13 protein-coding genes are annotated in these 15,867 nt (G+C 68.4%); 8 read left to right on the top strand and 5 right to left on the bottom strand.

What is annotated here, in order from left to right; genetic code table 11:
- The 4 genes from LZ495_RS28800 to LZ495_RS28785 form a co-directional block, all read right to left on the bottom strand.
- A partial coding sequence (locus LZ495_RS28800; protein WP_235055858.1) for a hypothetical protein occupies positions 1-184 on the bottom strand: 184 nt, incomplete at its 3' end.
- Entirely contained in the window at positions 181-954 is a 774-nt protein-coding gene (locus tag LZ495_RS28795; protein ID WP_235055857.1) for a DUF2637 domain-containing protein, read from the bottom strand. The genes LZ495_RS28800 and LZ495_RS28795, both read right to left, overlap by 4 nt.
- 137 nt (positions 955-1,091) lie before the next feature.
- A complete protein-coding gene (locus LZ495_RS28790; protein ID WP_235055856.1) occupies positions 1,092-1,928 on the bottom strand; it encodes a TRM11 family methyltransferase in 837 nt (278 codons plus the stop codon).
- Positions 1,925-2,521, bottom strand: coding sequence for a hypothetical protein (locus LZ495_RS28785; RefSeq protein WP_235055855.1), 597 nt, complete (start codon positions 2,519-2,521; stop codon positions 1,925-1,927). The genes LZ495_RS28790 and LZ495_RS28785 overlap by 4 nt, the downstream gene beginning before the upstream one ends.
- Before the next feature lie 754 nt (positions 2,522-3,275).
- Here LZ495_RS28785 and LZ495_RS28780 point away from each other — a divergent pair.
- The 5 genes from LZ495_RS28780 (at position 3,276) to LZ495_RS28765 (ending at position 9,970) form a co-directional block, all read left to right on the top strand.
- Positions 3,276-4,022 (top strand): hypothetical protein, encoded by a 747-nt coding sequence (locus LZ495_RS28780; RefSeq protein WP_235055854.1) that lies wholly within the window; start codon positions 3,276-3,278, stop codon positions 4,020-4,022.
- 140 nt (positions 4,023-4,162) lie between these two features.
- Complete coding sequence (locus LZ495_RS28775) at positions 4,163-4,492, top strand: pilin (RefSeq protein ID WP_235055853.1); 330 nt, start codon at positions 4,163-4,165, stop codon at positions 4,490-4,492.
- 146 nt (positions 4,493-4,638) lie between these two features.
- On the top strand, positions 4,639-6,909 hold the full coding sequence (locus LZ495_RS45465; protein WP_505011344.1) for a TrbL/VirB6 family protein: 2,271 nt from the start codon (positions 4,639-4,641) through the stop codon (positions 6,907-6,909).
- Entirely contained in the window at positions 6,906-8,030 is a 1,125-nt protein-coding gene (locus tag LZ495_RS28770) for a PrgI family protein (RefSeq protein WP_235055852.1), read from the top strand. Before LZ495_RS45465 ends, LZ495_RS28770 begins: the two co-directional genes overlap by 4 nt.
- 17 nt (positions 8,031-8,047) lie before the next feature.
- Complete coding sequence (locus tag LZ495_RS28765) at positions 8,048-9,970, top strand: VirB4 family type IV secretion system protein (protein ID WP_235055851.1); 1,923 nt, start codon at positions 8,048-8,050, stop codon at positions 9,968-9,970.
- Positions 9,971-9,978: 8 nt separating this feature from the next.
- Here the strand turns inward: LZ495_RS28765 and LZ495_RS28760 are convergent, their stop codons facing one another.
- The gene (locus tag LZ495_RS28760; protein WP_235055850.1) at positions 9,979-11,175 is read right to left on the bottom strand and encodes an IS110 family RNA-guided transposase; all 1,197 of its coding nucleotides are present in this window, start codon (positions 11,173-11,175) and stop codon (positions 9,979-9,981) included.
- A 271-nt stretch (positions 11,176-11,446) separates the two neighbouring features.
- Here LZ495_RS28760 and LZ495_RS28755 point away from each other — a divergent pair, with 271 nt between their 5' ends.
- From LZ495_RS28755 to LZ495_RS28745, 3 genes are read left to right on the top strand one after another with little or no spacing between them, the layout of a single operon-like run.
- Positions 11,447-12,217, top strand: a complete 771-nt coding sequence (locus tag LZ495_RS28755; protein WP_235055849.1) for a GP88 family protein — start codon at positions 11,447-11,449, stop codon at positions 12,215-12,217.
- 38 nt (positions 12,218-12,255) lie between these two features.
- Positions 12,256-14,769, top strand: a complete 2,514-nt coding sequence (locus tag LZ495_RS28750) for a type IV secretory system conjugative DNA transfer family protein (RefSeq protein WP_235055848.1) — start codon at positions 12,256-12,258, stop codon at positions 14,767-14,769.
- 36 nt (positions 14,770-14,805) lie between these two features.
- Positions 14,806-15,861, top strand: a complete 1,056-nt coding sequence (locus tag LZ495_RS28745) for a replication-relaxation family protein (protein ID WP_235055847.1) — start codon at positions 14,806-14,808, stop codon at positions 15,859-15,861.
- Positions 15,862-15,867 lie beyond the last annotated feature (6 nt).

The raw sequence follows: 15,867 nt of genomic DNA, 5'->3' as shown, positions 1-15,867 counted from the left end.
CGTCGGCGTCCGGGTCGGGTGATTCCTCGGCGAGGTAGCGGGCCAGCTGGGCCGCGGCGAGGAGGTAGTTGTAGCGGGTCGTCTCCGGGTGGCCGGCCGACCGCAGACACCGATCCCAATCCCGCAGGAAACCTGACCACGTGGTCGCGATGCCGCTCGTTGTGCGGCTCAGTGGGTCTTTCATGGTCGATCCAGAGAGGCAACCGCGCTCGGGCTGATGGCAGTTGGTGTCGCGGACGGGGCATGGCCGATGCCGTTCCCATAACGGCGCAGCAGTTGTGGCTCGCGCTTCTCAAGGCGGCGTCGCGCGTCCCGGGCCGTCGATGCGACAGGCCGCAGCCCTGCGGCGGACATCGCCGCGGTCATCTGCGCTGTCGAGGGGCGACGACCGAGCCGTCCGTACAAGGGGCGGATCACGGCCTCGATCGGATTGGCGGGCTCGACGTCGTCCTCGACGTCGCCCGACGTGGGGGCGACGTGCGGCGCGAGGTCCGCTTGCGTCGCCCTGACGTCGGTCGACGTCAGGTGTTCGTGCAACTGACGCATCAACGCGCCGAAGGCGAGCAACGCCGCCGTCGGCGGCGTCGCGGCCACGACGTAGTCCAGTACGCTGGCGTCGGCCCCGACGCCGGCGACGTTCAGCATGACGGACGCCACGGAGCCCACGATGGTGAGACCGATCGCCCAGCCGTCGAGACGGCCCATCAAGGAGGCCCGGAGGATCAGCAGTTCGCCGACGATGATGAACAGGTCGATGGTGGCGGGCCACGCCCACGCTCGTACCTCGGCACGCTGCAGACTGTGAGACGCCGCGACTTCCGCGAGATGCTGGTAGCTCAGCCAGAAGGCCGTACCTGTGAGGACCACGGTGACGGCTGCCGCGGCGACGGCCAGGTAGAGCCGTGCGTCGTCGCGATCGAGTCGTGTCGGACCAGGGGAGACGGGGCGGGGCATGCGGCGAACCTCCAGACTGCTGATCAGGTGTGAAACCGGTTGCGGTGCCTGCGGGCCGTGATTCGCTCCACGGGGCTGTCGAGCGGGCAGACACCGGGATGATCAGCCGGTGTGGCGGCGGACGGTGACGGTGTCTGCTAGGCGGCCTGCCGTCTGGCCGCGTGGCTGCCGGAGAACGTCTCGATGAGACGACCTGGAGCGACGCCGTCGAGCGACGGAGCAGCGGCGCGGTGCTGTTGCTTCGGAGCGACGAACACGGCGACGTCCCAATGAGCGGGGACGCTGGACTTCCGTCCGAGCCGTCGCGCCTGGCGTTCCGCGAAGCGGCGCTGTGGCAGGGAAGCGTGGGCCACGAGCTGATCGCCGCGGAGTTCGGCGGTGACGGCGATAGCTCGCTCCACAGGGCGCAGGCCGACGCTTTGGCCCGCCACGTACATGCAGTTCGGCAGGTCGAGGAGAACGTCGGAGCGCCGGCGGGGCGGCGCAACGAGGACGACCACGCCGCCAGGGCGCAGCACGGGACGGCACCAGCGCAATGTTCGAATCAGGTGCGCGGTGGCGCCAGGTTCCGTGGCAAAGGTGCGAACCGCGGTCAGTACGAGGTCGATGCTCTCGCCTAGAAGGGCGGGAGCGCTGTCAGTGGGCTCCAGCACCATCCCGTCTCCGCCGGCGCCGAGGAACTTGGCGGCGTTGACGTTGTTGCGAGCAACGCGCCACCACCGTGGACTGCGAGTGGCGCCCACCGCGTGGCGGCCCAAGCGCAGTGCCTCGACCAAAGCCACCCCACTCCCGCAGTCCGGGTCGAGCAGGCGGCCTTGCGGTGGCGTGTATCGGCTTAGCGCCTCTGCAGCGATGCCAGGTGGAATCCGGGCAGGGTCGGAGGCGGTCTCTACGCCGTACCCATGCTCGGCAGGCAAGCTGTGCATGGCCATGTCGCCGGTGCCCCAGACCGAGACCGGGATCCGGCTGATCATCGGTGGACCTGCCCTTCGCCGCTTTGCGGCATGCCAATGCCCGGCATGACGAACACGGCAATCTCGGCGATCAGTTGGAAGCCCAATCGCGAGCCCGCGCAGTGAGCAGGTGCCATGGAGACGACTGCGATTCGGTCGTGGTAGTTGAGACTTGTCGCGCGCAGCGCATCGACCAGCCCGCTGAGTGCATCGTGGTGGTGAGTCGGCGTGATGACCGCCAAGGCGGCGTGTGCACTCAACAAGGCGGACCACGGGAAGGCGGCGACCAAGGAGGTCTGCTGGGCGGCGAATCCGACGACGGCGAAGTCGACGTCCAGGCCTGATGCGATTGGTCTCGGCTGCGTGAACGCTTCACTCACCGGAGGCCATGATGGGCGTGACGGCGGTCCGGCAGCCGAGCCGGGACCAGCCGAGCCGCCGCTGTTGCCCCCGGATACGTGTCCATGCTCATCAGGTAGGAAGAGCCAGGTCTGGACGGCCTTGGCCAGCCCGGGGATCGAGCACGCCACGGCATGGAGCATCTCGAGCTCGGGCGCTGCGGGCATGGTGTTGGTCACGAGCATCCTGTCGTTGCGCAGCGCGTAGGTCTTCACCAGGCGTGCCAAAACGTCGGCCAACCAGCGCTGTGACGGGGCTTCGCCATGCCCAGCTGCGGCCTGCGGCGTGCTCAGCCACACCGAGGCAGCCCGATGACGACAAGGGTTGCCCTTTGAGCGAGACGGTCGCGGCCGGGCACTACCGCCTGGGTCCGGCCGCCCGTCGGCGGGGACTTCCGGATCGCGAGATGCATGTCCATCGCGATGTGCGCTGCCGTTCGAGTCAGACGTCATTCCCGTTCCTTGCGGTCGCGGATGAAGAAGCCGGACACAACTAGAAGCGCCAATCACAGGACGAGTTGGACACACCTGGTGTCGATGGCTCGATCGACAAGGAGCCAGCGGGCGACACGAAAGGCCTAAGGGGCTACTAAGACGCAGGTCAGGCCCTTGCCTGGCGAACCCCTGCTGCGCGACTCGCCAGCGGCACCCAGCGGTGCTCCTGTGGTGTGTTCACAGGGGACCTCCGGCCCGCAAGGAATCGTCAAGGCGCACCAAGGGCCGAAAGCTCATGCCGTCCTTATCAGTTCGGCGGCGAATCCTTGTCGGCGGTGTGCGGACATGGCGACGTCCGACTTCCTCATCGTTGGGAGCGTCGCTGATGAGCTCACTACCGCGAAGTCCCTCGGCAGCGTGCGGCCCTTCCCGGCCGACGCTCGACCTCGCTCGCGACGGATTCGCACGGCTGGTCACCGGCCTGCACCCGCTGACCGTCCAGGGGAGTGCTTTCCCGGAGCTGCCTGACCGCCCGGTGCCGCTCGACGAACTGCGCGATCTCTTGCTGCGACGTCGATGCCCGATGGAGGTCCGCGACCTGGTCTGGGCGCACCTGGTGACGCAGGCTCGAACGTACGGCGGCGACTGGACGACCGCGTGTATCGGCATGGCACTGCCCGGATTGGCGCCGGTGTGCCGCTGGATGGGTGCGCGTTTCCCCGGCGCCCCCGACGACGTCCATGCCGAAGTGCTTGCCGGCTTCCTCCGAGGCCTGGCCTCGACGGACCTGGACCGACCGGGGATCGTTGCGCGCCTGCGCTGGACGGCGTTCAGAGCCGGGCATGCCGCACTGCTGGAAGCGCTGGCTGCACCGATGCCGGTGATGTCAGGCTTCAGGTCACTGCCGCCACCCGTGCCTTGGGGGCATCCGGACCTGGTCCTCGCCCGCGCCGTTCGACGGGAAGTCATTTCGAGGACCGAGGCGGACCTGATCGGGACGACGAGACTGGACAAGGACTCGATCGCCGACTGGGCGGACAGGAATCGGACCACTTTGGCCGCCGCGTACAAGGCCCGCAACCGGGCCGAGCAGCGCCTGGTCCTGTTCCTGCGCGATGAGTCACAGGACACGAATCCGGACGATCCGGTGGCCGCACAAGTCCAGGCCGAGCTGGCGCCGACAACGTCGTGCGGTGCAGACCGGACCGGCACCCGCGGACGGCGCGCACGCGTCGCCGTCGACCCTCGGGCGGTGCCGCTCGAGGAATCGCACGAGACATGAATGTCGAACTCCCGCGATTCCTGAGGTCTTCACGTTCGCGGTGGGACTCCACCCACGCGTCCTGCTCCTCCAACGGAGGCCTGTCAATGCGCATCAAGCGGATTCGCCGTGCGGCAATGAGGACGTTGACCGTCACGACCATGGCCACGGTGCTGATTGTTGCTGGGGCGACGAACTGCTTCGCGGTGAACGACATCCCGACCGTCATCAACAACACCCGCAACTGGATCGTCGGGATCCTTGCGGGCCTGGCCACCCTGTTTCTCACCGTCGGCGGCCTGCGCTACCTCATGGCCGGCGGCGACCCCGGCGAGGTCGAGAAGGCGAAGACGGCGCTGAAGGCTGCGGCCATCGGCTACATGCTCGCGATCCTCGCGCCCATCATCCTCGATGTCCTGAACGGGATTGTCGGGGACAGCGGCGCCCCAACCGCACCGACGACGCCAGCTCCGCCAGGTGGGCCGGTGTGAATCCGCATCCCCGGCGTTCACGTCCGACGTCCAAGCAGAAGCGAGTTCGTCGTTGGGCGGTTCGTTCGTGCGTCGTCGGCATAGCTGCAGCGATCGCGGTGGCCGGAGGGACGTCGGTCGAGGCGTCCTCGCCAGTGCGTCCGGCCATGGCCGCGCTTGCGTCGCCCATGGCTCCGCAGCCGGCTCCGGAGCCGACCCCGTCGCCGACTCCCACCCCGGCGCCGATTCCGGGCACAACTTCGGGTCCGGTTCTGCCGTACCCAACGGTGCCGCCCGGGAGCCCCAACGCCCCTGTGACACCCGCGGTCTCCCTCAACCCGCTGGACTGGCTGGGGGGTCTGTTCGGGGCGGGCGGGCTCCTCGACGTGCCCGGCATGATCATCAATGCGATCACCGGGTTGCTCGGCAAGCTTGTCGAGGAGGCGGCCCAGCCACTTCTGGATCTGTTGGGCCAAAGCCTGCTGGCCACGCCTGATGTCGCCGCCAATGACTCGGTTCGCGGCGCCTGGGCGGTGTCGTTGTCGATCGTGGGCGGCGTGTACGTGCTGTTCATTGTGGCGGGCGGCGCGTTGGTCATGGGCTACCAAACGGTGCAGACCCAGCACGCCGCCCAGCAGATCGTCCCGCGGTTGGTGGTCGCGTTCCTCGTTGCAGCCATGTCGCTGCAGGTGATGCATGTGGGCATCGAGCTCACCAACGCCATCTCTCAGCGGATCCTCGGTCAGGGCATCGACGGCAAAGGCATCGTGCAGCAGTTGGCGGTTGCGCTGCTTTCGGGGGCCAGAGGTGCGGGCGTCTTCTTCCTCATCATGATCGTCGTGGCGTTGGTGGTACTGGTCGCGGTGCTCCTGGGCTTCATGGTCCGTACTGCGCTGATCCTGACGCTGGCGGCTTGCGCGCCCCTCGCGTTGGCCTGCCACGCGCTTCCGGCTACAGACGGCCTGGCGCGGCTGTGGTGGCGGGCATTCGGTGGTTGCCTGGTCATCCAGGTGGCCCAGTCCACGACGCTGATCATCGGGTTGCGCACCTTCTATGGCAGCACCGACAACGTGTTCGGGTTCGCGACCACGAGCGGACTGGGGTCCGTCCTCGCCGGAATCTGCCTCTTCTACATCCTGCTCAAGATCCCAGGATGGGCGACCCGGATCATCTTCCAATCCGTTCCGCGTACCCACTCGTTGCTCGGCAGCCTGGTGCGCTACGCCATCTACCGGCAGGTCTTCCACATGGCACGCGATTTCCTGCGTCGCCGACCTGCCGGCGGACGAGGTGGTCGACCGGGCGGAGGTTGGGGTCGTCGTGGCGGCAGGCCCCCCGGGGGTCCGCGCGGTGGTCCCCCTGGTGGTCCTGCCCGAGGTGCTCCTGGCGGTGCACGACCGCCCGGTGGACGACGGGCCGGCGCACTGCGTGGACCGGCCAGGCCAGTCCACGCGTTGCCGGCAGCCGTTCCGGGACAGCCGCGCTCGGGAAGCTCGTCCGGTCCGGGCGGTTCACGATCCGCTTCTGGCCACAGCGGCAGTTCGAACGCACCCGCGTCCGCACCGGGTACGACCGGTTCGGCAGGTAAGGCGGCTGGGTCCTCGGGCTCTCGGCCGCAGCCCCCCGATACGCCCTCCCCGCGCCTGGCGCTGCCGCCGGGGACGAGTTCGCGGCGCTTGGCGCTGCCGCCGGGGACCTCGGACTCGACGAGCCCGTCCCCACCGGGGCCTCGCGCGCCGCGGAGCAACTCGCAGGCCATTGCCGAGTCCCTGTTGTCCGGACGCCCGGGCGGGCCGCCCTCGGCGCGACAAGCGAGTGAGCGTCGACCCGAGCGCCCCGGGGCCCCGGCGTCGCCGTCGGGTCCTCGGCAGGCAGCGGCTAACGGTCCTCGCGCAGCCGCTCCACCGGGGAGGGGGCGAGCCGCCGTTCCGCAAGCTCGTCCGGACGATGCGACTCCGCCGTCTGCACCACGTGAGACGAGCGCTCGGCAGGATTCGACCCAGAGCTCCGGATCCGGACCGGCAGAGGCATCGGCACGGCGTCGACGCACCGCCTCGCCTGGCGCCGGCGACCGTAGGGCCAGAAAGGCAGCGGCGCCAAGAAGCAACCAAGCGGTCACACCCGGCCCCGCGGGTCGGGGGAGTCCGGCTACAGCCTCCGCAAGGCCGCCCGTAACGCCGCCGGGCCGCACACCACGAACACGCGACGGCTCGTCGACGCCACCGCCAGAGCAAGCCCAGCGACCACCCGCGACTCCGCGCCGCTCCGGCCCGCCGCAGCGCCCACCGCGACCAGGCACGACCGGCAGCACCGATTCCGCTCAGGGGGCGACTCCACCTGCGGTACCCCAGAGGCCGGTCTCTCGACCGGGTCCACCGGTAGCGCGGCGCCGTACGCCTCGGCAACCGCGAGATGAACAACCGCGAGGTGAGGAATGACCCGCGCGAACGACGAGCGGTTGCTCACGGTCCGAATTCCGGCCGACATCGACCGGGAAGACAGGCTGTTGCTCAACCTCACCCCTCGTCAGCTCCTTATTCTCATCATCACTGCCCTGCTGCTGTACGTGAGTTGGCGACTCGTGGGCGCCCTTGAGCCGGCTATCTGGCTCGCCGGGGCGACGCCTGTGGCCGTCAGCGGCGTCGTTGTTGCGCTCGGCAGCCGCGACGGTGTGTCTCTCGACCGCTTCGTGGCGGCCGGGGTGCGTTGGCGGGTCGGGGCACGCGCTTTTGTTCTCGCGCCCGAAGGGGTGCATCAGGCTCCGGATTGGCTGGCCCGACGTGCGATTCCTGCAGACGGCGATGCGAAGAAGCTGCGCACGACGGCCGCGCCGCTCGCGCTTCCGGCTCAGGACGTAGCGGAGCCCGGAGTCGTTGACTTGGGTGCAGATGGCCTGGCCCTTGTTGCGGTCTGCGGGACCGTCGACTTCGGTCTCCGTACGCCTACCGAGCAGGAGTCATTGGTTGCGGGGTTCGGTGGCTTCCTGCAGTCGCTGAGCTCCCCGGTGCAGGTGCTCGTCCGTGTCGAGCGGCTCGACCTGTCCCGACAGGTTTCCGAGTTGTACGACCAGGCGGAGGTGCTCCCTGATCAGGCACTGAGCGACGCCGCCCGAGCCCACGCGGACTATCTCGGCGAACTGTCTCGAAGCCAGGAACTGCTCTGTCGGCAGGTCCTTTTGGTGCTCCGGGAGGTGACATCGCGATCAGACGCCGATCGTGAAGCCAAGGGCGCTGGGCTGTTCGGGAGCCGACGGCGGCAGGGCGCTGAACGTCGACGAGGCAGCGGCGCGGGCCGCGCAGCCGAGGCGCGGCTCCGGCAGCGACTCAACGAGGCCCGTGACCTGTTGGCCCCATCCGGGATCAGTGTGCGTGCCCTCGACGCAGCCCAAGCCACGGCTGTGCTGGCCGCCGCATGCAACCCCGCCGGCCTCGTGCATTCGTCCGGGGCGGTTGCACCTGCAGGCGACGTCATCAGGGCTTCCGGAGGCGCCGACATCCAGGGCGAACTCGACTGGGGAACCACCTGGGACGGGGAGTCCGTGGACTGGACCGACTACTGAGGAAGGCGCTCATAGCCATGGCCTCGCGCTTGATCCGGCGTCGTGCAAAAGGAGCCCTGAAGCACCTCAGGGCCAATAGCCAACCGTTCGGGACCACCGGGGCGTTCGTTCCTGACGCGCTGGTCGTAGGTGCCCGGCACCTTGAGGTGGGCAGTGGTGTTGTCGCGACCTTCGCGGTAACGGGCTATCCGCGCGAGGTACATCTCGGCTGGCTGCAGCCGCTCCTGACGTACCCCGGTCGTGTCGACGTCTCGCTGCATATCGAGCCGATCGATCCTGTCACTGCCGCCAACCACCTCAAGAAGCAGCTGGCTCGCCTCGAGGCCGGCCGTCGCCACAGCTACGAACACGGGCATCTCCTCGACCCCAATGTGGAGGCAGCCACCGAGGATGCGTACGACCTGTCGGCGCGGGTTGCCCGCGGCGAAGGCAAGCTGTTCCGCGCGGGTCTCTACGTAGCCGTCCACGCGGCCGACAAGGACGCCCTCGCCGATGAGGTCGCCACAGTGAAGTCCCTTGCGGCGAGCTTGCTCATGGACTGCAAACCGACGACCTATCGGGCGCTCCAGGGCTGGCTCACGTGTCTGCCCATGGGGCTGGATCTCATCCGCATGCGGCGTACGTTCGACACCGCGGCGCTCTCGGCGGCCTTCCCCTTCACCAGTCCAGACCTGCCCGCGCCGGACCCTTCATCGGCCGCCGCACCGACTGGCGTGCTATACGGGTACAACCTGGCTTCGCAGGGACTCGTTCATTGGGACCGGTTCGCCCAGGACAACCACAACAGCGTTGTCCTGGGGCGTTCCGGCTCCGGCAAGTCGTACCTGGTGAAGCTGGAACTCCTCAGGTCCCTGTACCGCGGGGTCGAGGTCCACGTCGTCGATCCGGAAGACGAGTACGCGCGGCTGGCAGGAGCCGTCGGAGGAACACACGTCAGGCTCGGCAGTGCGGATGTCCGTCTCAATCCCTTCGAACTGCCGATCCGGACGACGCCGGACGGGCGCCGCAGCGCGAGCCGTGATGCGTTCGTCCGACGCTCGCTCTTCCTCCACACCTTCCTCGCCGTGTTGTGCAACGAGCAACCCACGCCGACACACCGTGCTGCGCTGGACCGAGCGATCGCCGAGACCTACCGAGCCGTCGGCATCACCAACGACCCACGTTCCTGGAACCGTCCGGCGCCACTCCTGGCGGACCTCGAAGCCACACTCGCTCGGAGCAAGGCCCCGCTGTCGGGCGACCTCGCAGCCCGCCTGCATCCGTACGTGCACGGCGCCTTCGCCGACATGTTCGCCGGCCCCACCAGCTGCCGCCCCGAGGGGAACCTCGTGGTCTTCTCCCTGCGGGACCTCCCGGACGAGCTCAAGTCGGTCGGCACGCTGATGGTCCTCGACCAGGTCTGGCGCCAGGTTGCCGAGACGTCGGAACGGCGCCCGCGCCTGGTTGTCGTGGACGAAGCATGGCTGCTCATGCGGCAACCCGCGGGCGCGGAGTTTCTCTTTCGGATGGTCAAGTCCAGCCGCAAGCGCTGGGCAGGTCTCACGGTTGCCACCCAGGACACGGCCGATGTGCTGGGCACCGACCTTGGGCGCGCCGTGGTGGCGAACTCCGCCACACATGTACTGCTGCGCCAAGCACCGTCGGCCATCGACGAAGTGACGCAGGCCTTCGACCTTTCCGATGGCGAGCGACAGTTCCTGCTGTCTGCCCAACAAGGGCAGGGGCTTCTCTCCACCGGTACCCACCGCGTCGCGTTCGAAGGGATCGCGTCCGCGTTCGAGCACGACCTCATCACCAGTGACCCCGCTGAGCTCGCGCTGCGTGCGAGTGCGGGTTCGGACCAGGACGACGAACGCTACCTCGATCTCGGGGACCCGCTCTTGAACGAAGACGACCTCGGCGATGACCCTGCCGAACGCGTGGACCTCGACGCTTCCTAATGTCGTTGTCAAGCAGCCGTAGTCACCGGAGGTGTGACTTGGTAGCACCGTCGGTCACGGATCAATGCCCAAAGGACGTTGGTGCGTCGGCGGGCGAGAGCCAGCACGGCTTGGACGTGCTTCTTGCCCTCGCTGCGTTTCCTGTCGTAGAACTTCCGCGAGTTCGGGTCGCAGCGGATGCTCACCAACGCCGATGTGTAGAAGACGCGTTGAAGCCTGCGGTGATAGCCGACGGGCCGGTGGAGGTTGCCGTGGACCCGGCCCGAGTCGTGCGGAGCGGGGGCGACGCCGGCGAAGGCGGCCAGGGCGTCCGGGGAGTCGAAGTCGCCCAGGCTGCCGCCGACGGCAGCAAGGAACTCGGCGCCGAGGATCGCGCCGATGCCGGGGACGCTCTGGACTATGTCGGCGAGTTCGTGTTCGCGAAACCGGCCCTCGATGAGCTTGTCCATCTCGGCGATCCGCTCATTGAGGGCCATCACCTCCCGAGCCAGGGTGTGGACCAGCTGGGCGATGGTCTTCTCCCCGGGGACGGCGGTGTGCTGCCGCGCCGCGGCCTCGACGGCGGCCTCGGCAAGAGAACGTGCCCCTCGGACCTTGCGGTTGGCCAGCCACTTCGCCAGCCGTGCGGTGCCGGCCCGGCGGCTCGCGGTCGGAGTCTGGTAACCGGTCAGCAGCACGAGCGGCCCGGTGTTCGTCACGTCCAAGGCCCGTTCCAGCCCCGGGAACATGCCCAGGAGCGTGCCGCGCAGGCGGTTGACCGTGCGGGTCCGGTCCTCGACCAGATCGGCCCGGCGGCGGGTGAGCAACTTCAGGTCGACCGTGGCCTCGTCGCCCGCGCGAACCGGCCGCAGGTCGCGGCGCATCCTGGCCTGGTCTGCGATCACGTAGGCATCGCGGGCGTCCGTCTTGCCCTCGCCGCGGTAGCCGTCGGAAGCGCGGTTGACCAGGCGGCCGGGCATGTAGAGGACGTCCTGGCCGTGGCCGATCAGCAAGGCCAGCAGCAGTGCGGGCTCGCCGCCGGCCATGTCGATCGCCCAGGTCACCTCGCCGCCGTCGGCCAGAGCCAGGACGTCGGCGATCAGCTGCAGCAGGTCGGGTTCGTCGTTGACGACCCGCCGCGACAGCAACGTCTTGCCGTCGGCGTCCACCGCAAGGCAGTGGTGATGGCCCTTGCCGCTGTCGATCCCCGCCCATATCCGGCTCATCGCGCTCCTGACGTGCGTGCTCGCATGGACTTGTGCCACGGACGACCACGCCGGCATTGCTCTACACAGCGACGGATTCGCACTTCCTAATCGGCGGCCGAGTCGTCGTGGGGCGCAGGGAGGCGAAGCGTTGGAAACCACCAGACGGCTGCCCTCTGATAGCCACACCCAGCACCCCTGGGCGACCCAACCCTACGAATGGCCCGATCAACCCGGCTCAAAAGTAGAGCCCTCTGACCCGGAACTCGACACCCCTCCCACGAGGAGGACCATGACCGCCCGCAGCTCAAAGACGTTGCTTCGCCAGAACCGCGAACTACGCGCCATCGGCGTGTGGAACTGGTCGCTCCCCGCCTGGGCAGGCCGCTTCCCCGAACCCGATGGACGCACTTACAACACCTGCCCGTCGGCGGGCGTCTGCCGCCACGTCTGCTACGCGCGCCATGGCACGTACACCTGGCCCGTGGTCCGCGCCCGACACCAGGCCAACCTCAAGTTCGTCCTGGACGAACCGGTGCGCTGGGAAGCCGAGATGGCCGGAGAGCTCAGCGCGGGCCGCTTCCGCGGGGCCTGGATTCGGGTTCATGACAGCGGCGACTTCTTCTCGGACAGCTACCTCGCCGCGTGGCTGCGAATCATCCGGTCCCGGCCGGAAGTGAACTTCTACGCGTACACCAAGGAAGTCGCACGGTTCCGGGCCATGGTCGAACCGGATCCCCCCGAGAACTTCCTGTGGGTCTACAGCTACGGCGGAACGCAGGACGCGGCTCTTGACTCAGGAGTCGACCGCGTCGCCGACGTCTTCCCTGATGAGCCCGCCATCACTGAAGCCGGTTGGAACTCACAGGCCGCGAGCGATCTCCTAGCGGTTCTGGGACCGCGCCTGGTCGGCATCCCGGCGAATCGAATTCCCCACTACCTCAAGCGTCTTCGAGGACGCACGTTTCGGAGTTGGCAGGCCGAGGTGGACGCCGACCGCGCCAGACGACAGCGCGCCCGTCGAGCGGGCCGCCGCCAGGCCACACACCCAAAAGCCGCATGACAGAGCCGGCGTGCGCGCCGGGAAGAGGGATGCCGACGATGAACGAACGCGCGTTCAGGTGGTGGCAGGCTCAGCCTGCCCCAGTATCGGACGCTCCGCTTCAGGACTACCTGCGCAATCCCGGGGGTGCACTGGATCGTGTGCTGGGGTGGCTGGCCTGGGCCTGGCCGTTTGCGCTGGTGTGCGTCTCGCTGCTGGTCGTACTCGCCGGGCTCGGCCGTGCGGCCTGGCGTCGGCGCTGCCACGAGCGGTTCTCCAAGAACGCGCGTCTCATTCGTGTTTCTGCCCCGCCTTCGGTCGCACAGGAGAGCGCTGAGGCGTTGTGGGGGCATCTGGTCGGCCTGCTCAGGCCCGCTTGGCGTCGTTTCCTGACCGGCCAGCCCCACTTGGTGTGGGAGTTCGTGTTCAGCCGGGCCGGCGTCCGGATCCAAGTCTGGGTGCCCGGGTCAGTCCCGCACGGGATCGTGGAGCACGCCATCGAGGCGGCGTGGCCGGGTGCCCGGACCCACACGACCAAAGCGTCTTCACCGTTCCCCGCCGCTCCGTCAGGTGGACAGCTCGACGCCGAGGGCGGAGAGCTGCGTCTTCACCGCGGCGAAGCGTTACCGATCCGGACCCAGTTCAAAGCAGACCCGCTCCGTGCCGTAGTCGGTGCTCAGACCGGACTCGGCGGGGGCGAGGTCACCGTGCTCCAGGTGCTCGCCCGCCCGATTGCCGGACGGCGCGTCGCGCGGGTACGCCGCGCAGCCCACCAACCTGGAGTCCGCCCGGCCGCTCGTATGGCCTCGCTTCTTCTCGACCTTCTGCCTCCGGGGCCATCGAAGGGCGCGACCAAAGGCCGGCCGACTACTCCGTCGGCGCAGCGCCAAGGCGAGATCGAAGCGAATGCGCAGGACCGCGCCATCGTGGCGAAGCTGCGAGGCGGAGTGTTTGAGACCCGCGTGCGGTACGCCGTGGTCAATGTCCTTGGCGCAGACGCGTTGCAGAACCACGGTCTCCGGGCGGGTCTCCACGGCCGACTCCGCAGTAGGGCCCACGCCACCGCGGCTACAGCTGCTGCGTTCACCGAGCACAACTACTACCGGCGCAGGCGCCTGAAGAATCCGATCTCGACGCTCAGCGGACGTCGGCTCGACCGCGGGGATCTCCTCTCCGTACCGGAGCTCGCCGTCATCGCTCACCTGCCCTGGGACCCGGCTGTCCCGGGCCTCGAACGTGCCGGCGCCAGTGCTGTTGCACCGCCTCCCGGAGTCGCCACCGCCGGGCCGGACGTCAAGCCGCTGGCGGTCAGCGACGCTGGACGCCAACGTCCTATCGGTCTGTGGGTCTCGGACGCCCGGCACCACCTGCACATCATCGGTGCAACCGGATCCGGCAAGTCCGAGCTGATGGCCAGGCTGGTCCTGCACGACGTCGCGGAGGGACGCGGTGTCGTGGTCGTCGACCCCAAGGGCGACCTTGTCACCGACATCATGATGCGCCTGCCCGAGGACGCGGGTGCGCGAGTCGTTCTCTTCGACGCCGACAGCCGTTCACGTCCGCCGATACTCAACCCCCTCGAGGGCGACCCCGCTCGCGCGGTCGACAACCTCGTCGGGATCTTCTCCCGTATCTACGCGGCCTCCTGGGGCGCCCGAACCGAAGACATCCTGCGCGCGGGGCTGCTCACACTGTGCGCGCTGACCGGACCGCCATTGCTGTCCGGTCCGGCCACGCTGGCAGATCTGCCCAGGTTGCTTGCGGTGCCGGCGTTCCGCGCGCAGGCTCTGAGCCAACTGCACGACGACGTCCTGCTCGGATTCTGGGCTGGCTATGACGCACTCTCCGATGCCGCCCGCGCGCAGATCACCGCGCCGCTGATGAACAAGCTCCGTAGCTTCCTGCTACGGCCCTTCGTCCGGTCGGCGATCGCCGGCGGGGCGTCCACGGTCGACATGGAGTCCGTGCTCGACAACGGTGGCATCTGCCTTGTCCGGATCGCTCGCGATGCACTCGGCACCGAGACCGCCCGTCTGGTCGGATCCATCGTCGTCGCACGAACCTGGCAGGCCGCCACTTGCCGCGCCCGCGTCCCGCAGTCACAACGACGCGACGCGTCTCTATACGTCGACGAGGCCCACAACTTTCTGACCCTGCCGTACCCGCTCCAAGACATGCTCGCTGAAGCCCGCGGCTACCGGCTGGCCATCGCGCTCGCGCACCAGTACCTGGGGCAACTCCCCAGCGAACTGGCGGAAGGCATCAGCGCCAACGCCCGGACCAAGATCTTCTTCAACGCCTCGCCTGAGGATGCCCGCCAGCTGTCCCGGCACACGATGCCGCAGCTGACTGAGCACGACCTCTCCCACCTCGGCAAGTTCCAGGTCGCCATACGTCCCGTGGTCCATGCTGCCGAGTCCCCGGCCTTCACAGGCACCACCCTTCAGCTCCCACCTGCGGTGCCCGGACGGGCGCGGCACATACGCCTCGCTGCCCGAGCCAACGCGCAGTCGCCGACGCCACGCCAGGCGCAGCACCATTCGGCGCAACGCGATCCTCGCCGGCCCAGCTGAGCCGGCGACCCCGACGAAATCCTGAGAAGGCACGCCATGATCAACCGACCCACTCCACAACAAGCCCTCCGCGGCGCGGTCGTTCCCCGACCGACCACCACGATGGCCATGAGCGCCGGCCATCTCGGATTTCTCGCCAACCGGCTGACGCCACGCGACCGATGGCTTGCACACATGCTCTACGAGCACCGCGTCCTCACCACTCGCCAGATCACCGAACTGGCCTGGTCCCGCCAGCGCGTGGCCAACCTCCGTCTGCTCAACCTGTACCGATGGCGAGTCCTGGACAGGTTCCAGCCGCGCCTGGCTATAGGCACGGCACAGATGCACTACGTCCTCGACGTCGGCGGCGCCGCCGTCCTGGCGTACGAACATGACCTCGAACCCAAGCAACTCGGCTTCAACGTCGACCGCGCGCTGGGCATCGCCCATTCACTGCGTCTCGCACACACTCTTGGTGTCAACGACTTCTTCAGCGCTCTCATCAACCATGGCCGTCAGAGCGGGAGTCCCGGACGGCTCACCGCGTGGTGGTCCGAAGCACGCTGCGCCGAGCTCTTCGGCGACGCCGTCAGACCCGACGCCTACGGCCGCTGGGACACCCAAGACAACGAGCTCGAATGGTTCCTCGAGTACGACACCGGCAGCGAGCGCCCGGCCACCCGCCTCGCAACGAAGATCGCCGGCTACGCGCGGCTCGCGGTCACTACGGGCATCGTCACGCCGGTTCTCTTCTGGACCAGCACTGTCACCCGCGAAGCAGCGATTCGCCGAGCACTCGCCGAATCCGTGCCGTATCTGGCTGACCCAGCCGTCGTGCCCATCGCGACAGCCAGCATCGAACAAGCGGTCCTCGACGAGGCGATCGACCCGTCGCAAGCAGGCTGGCTTCCACTGAGCCGTCAGGCCACGACGCGCATGCCGCTCATCGACCTCACCGCCGCATGGCCGAACGTAACGCCGCCACCCTCAGACGTCACGGCACCGCAAGCCCCTGTGGCGACGCCCAACGCTGCAGCCCGCGGGTCGATCCAGCTTGCGCCCCCGTCGCCGATGCCACCGTCTCCAGACTCTTCGGCCAGTCGGCGGTGAGCAGAT

The sequence above is a fragment of the Yinghuangia soli genome (assembly GCF_021502675.1).
Taxonomy (GTDB): domain Bacteria; phylum Actinomycetota; class Actinomycetes; order Streptomycetales; family Streptomycetaceae; genus Yinghuangia; species Yinghuangia soli.
The sequence above is the reverse complement of the archived record's forward strand: the minus strand, read 5'-3'. Positions and strand labels throughout refer to the sequence as shown.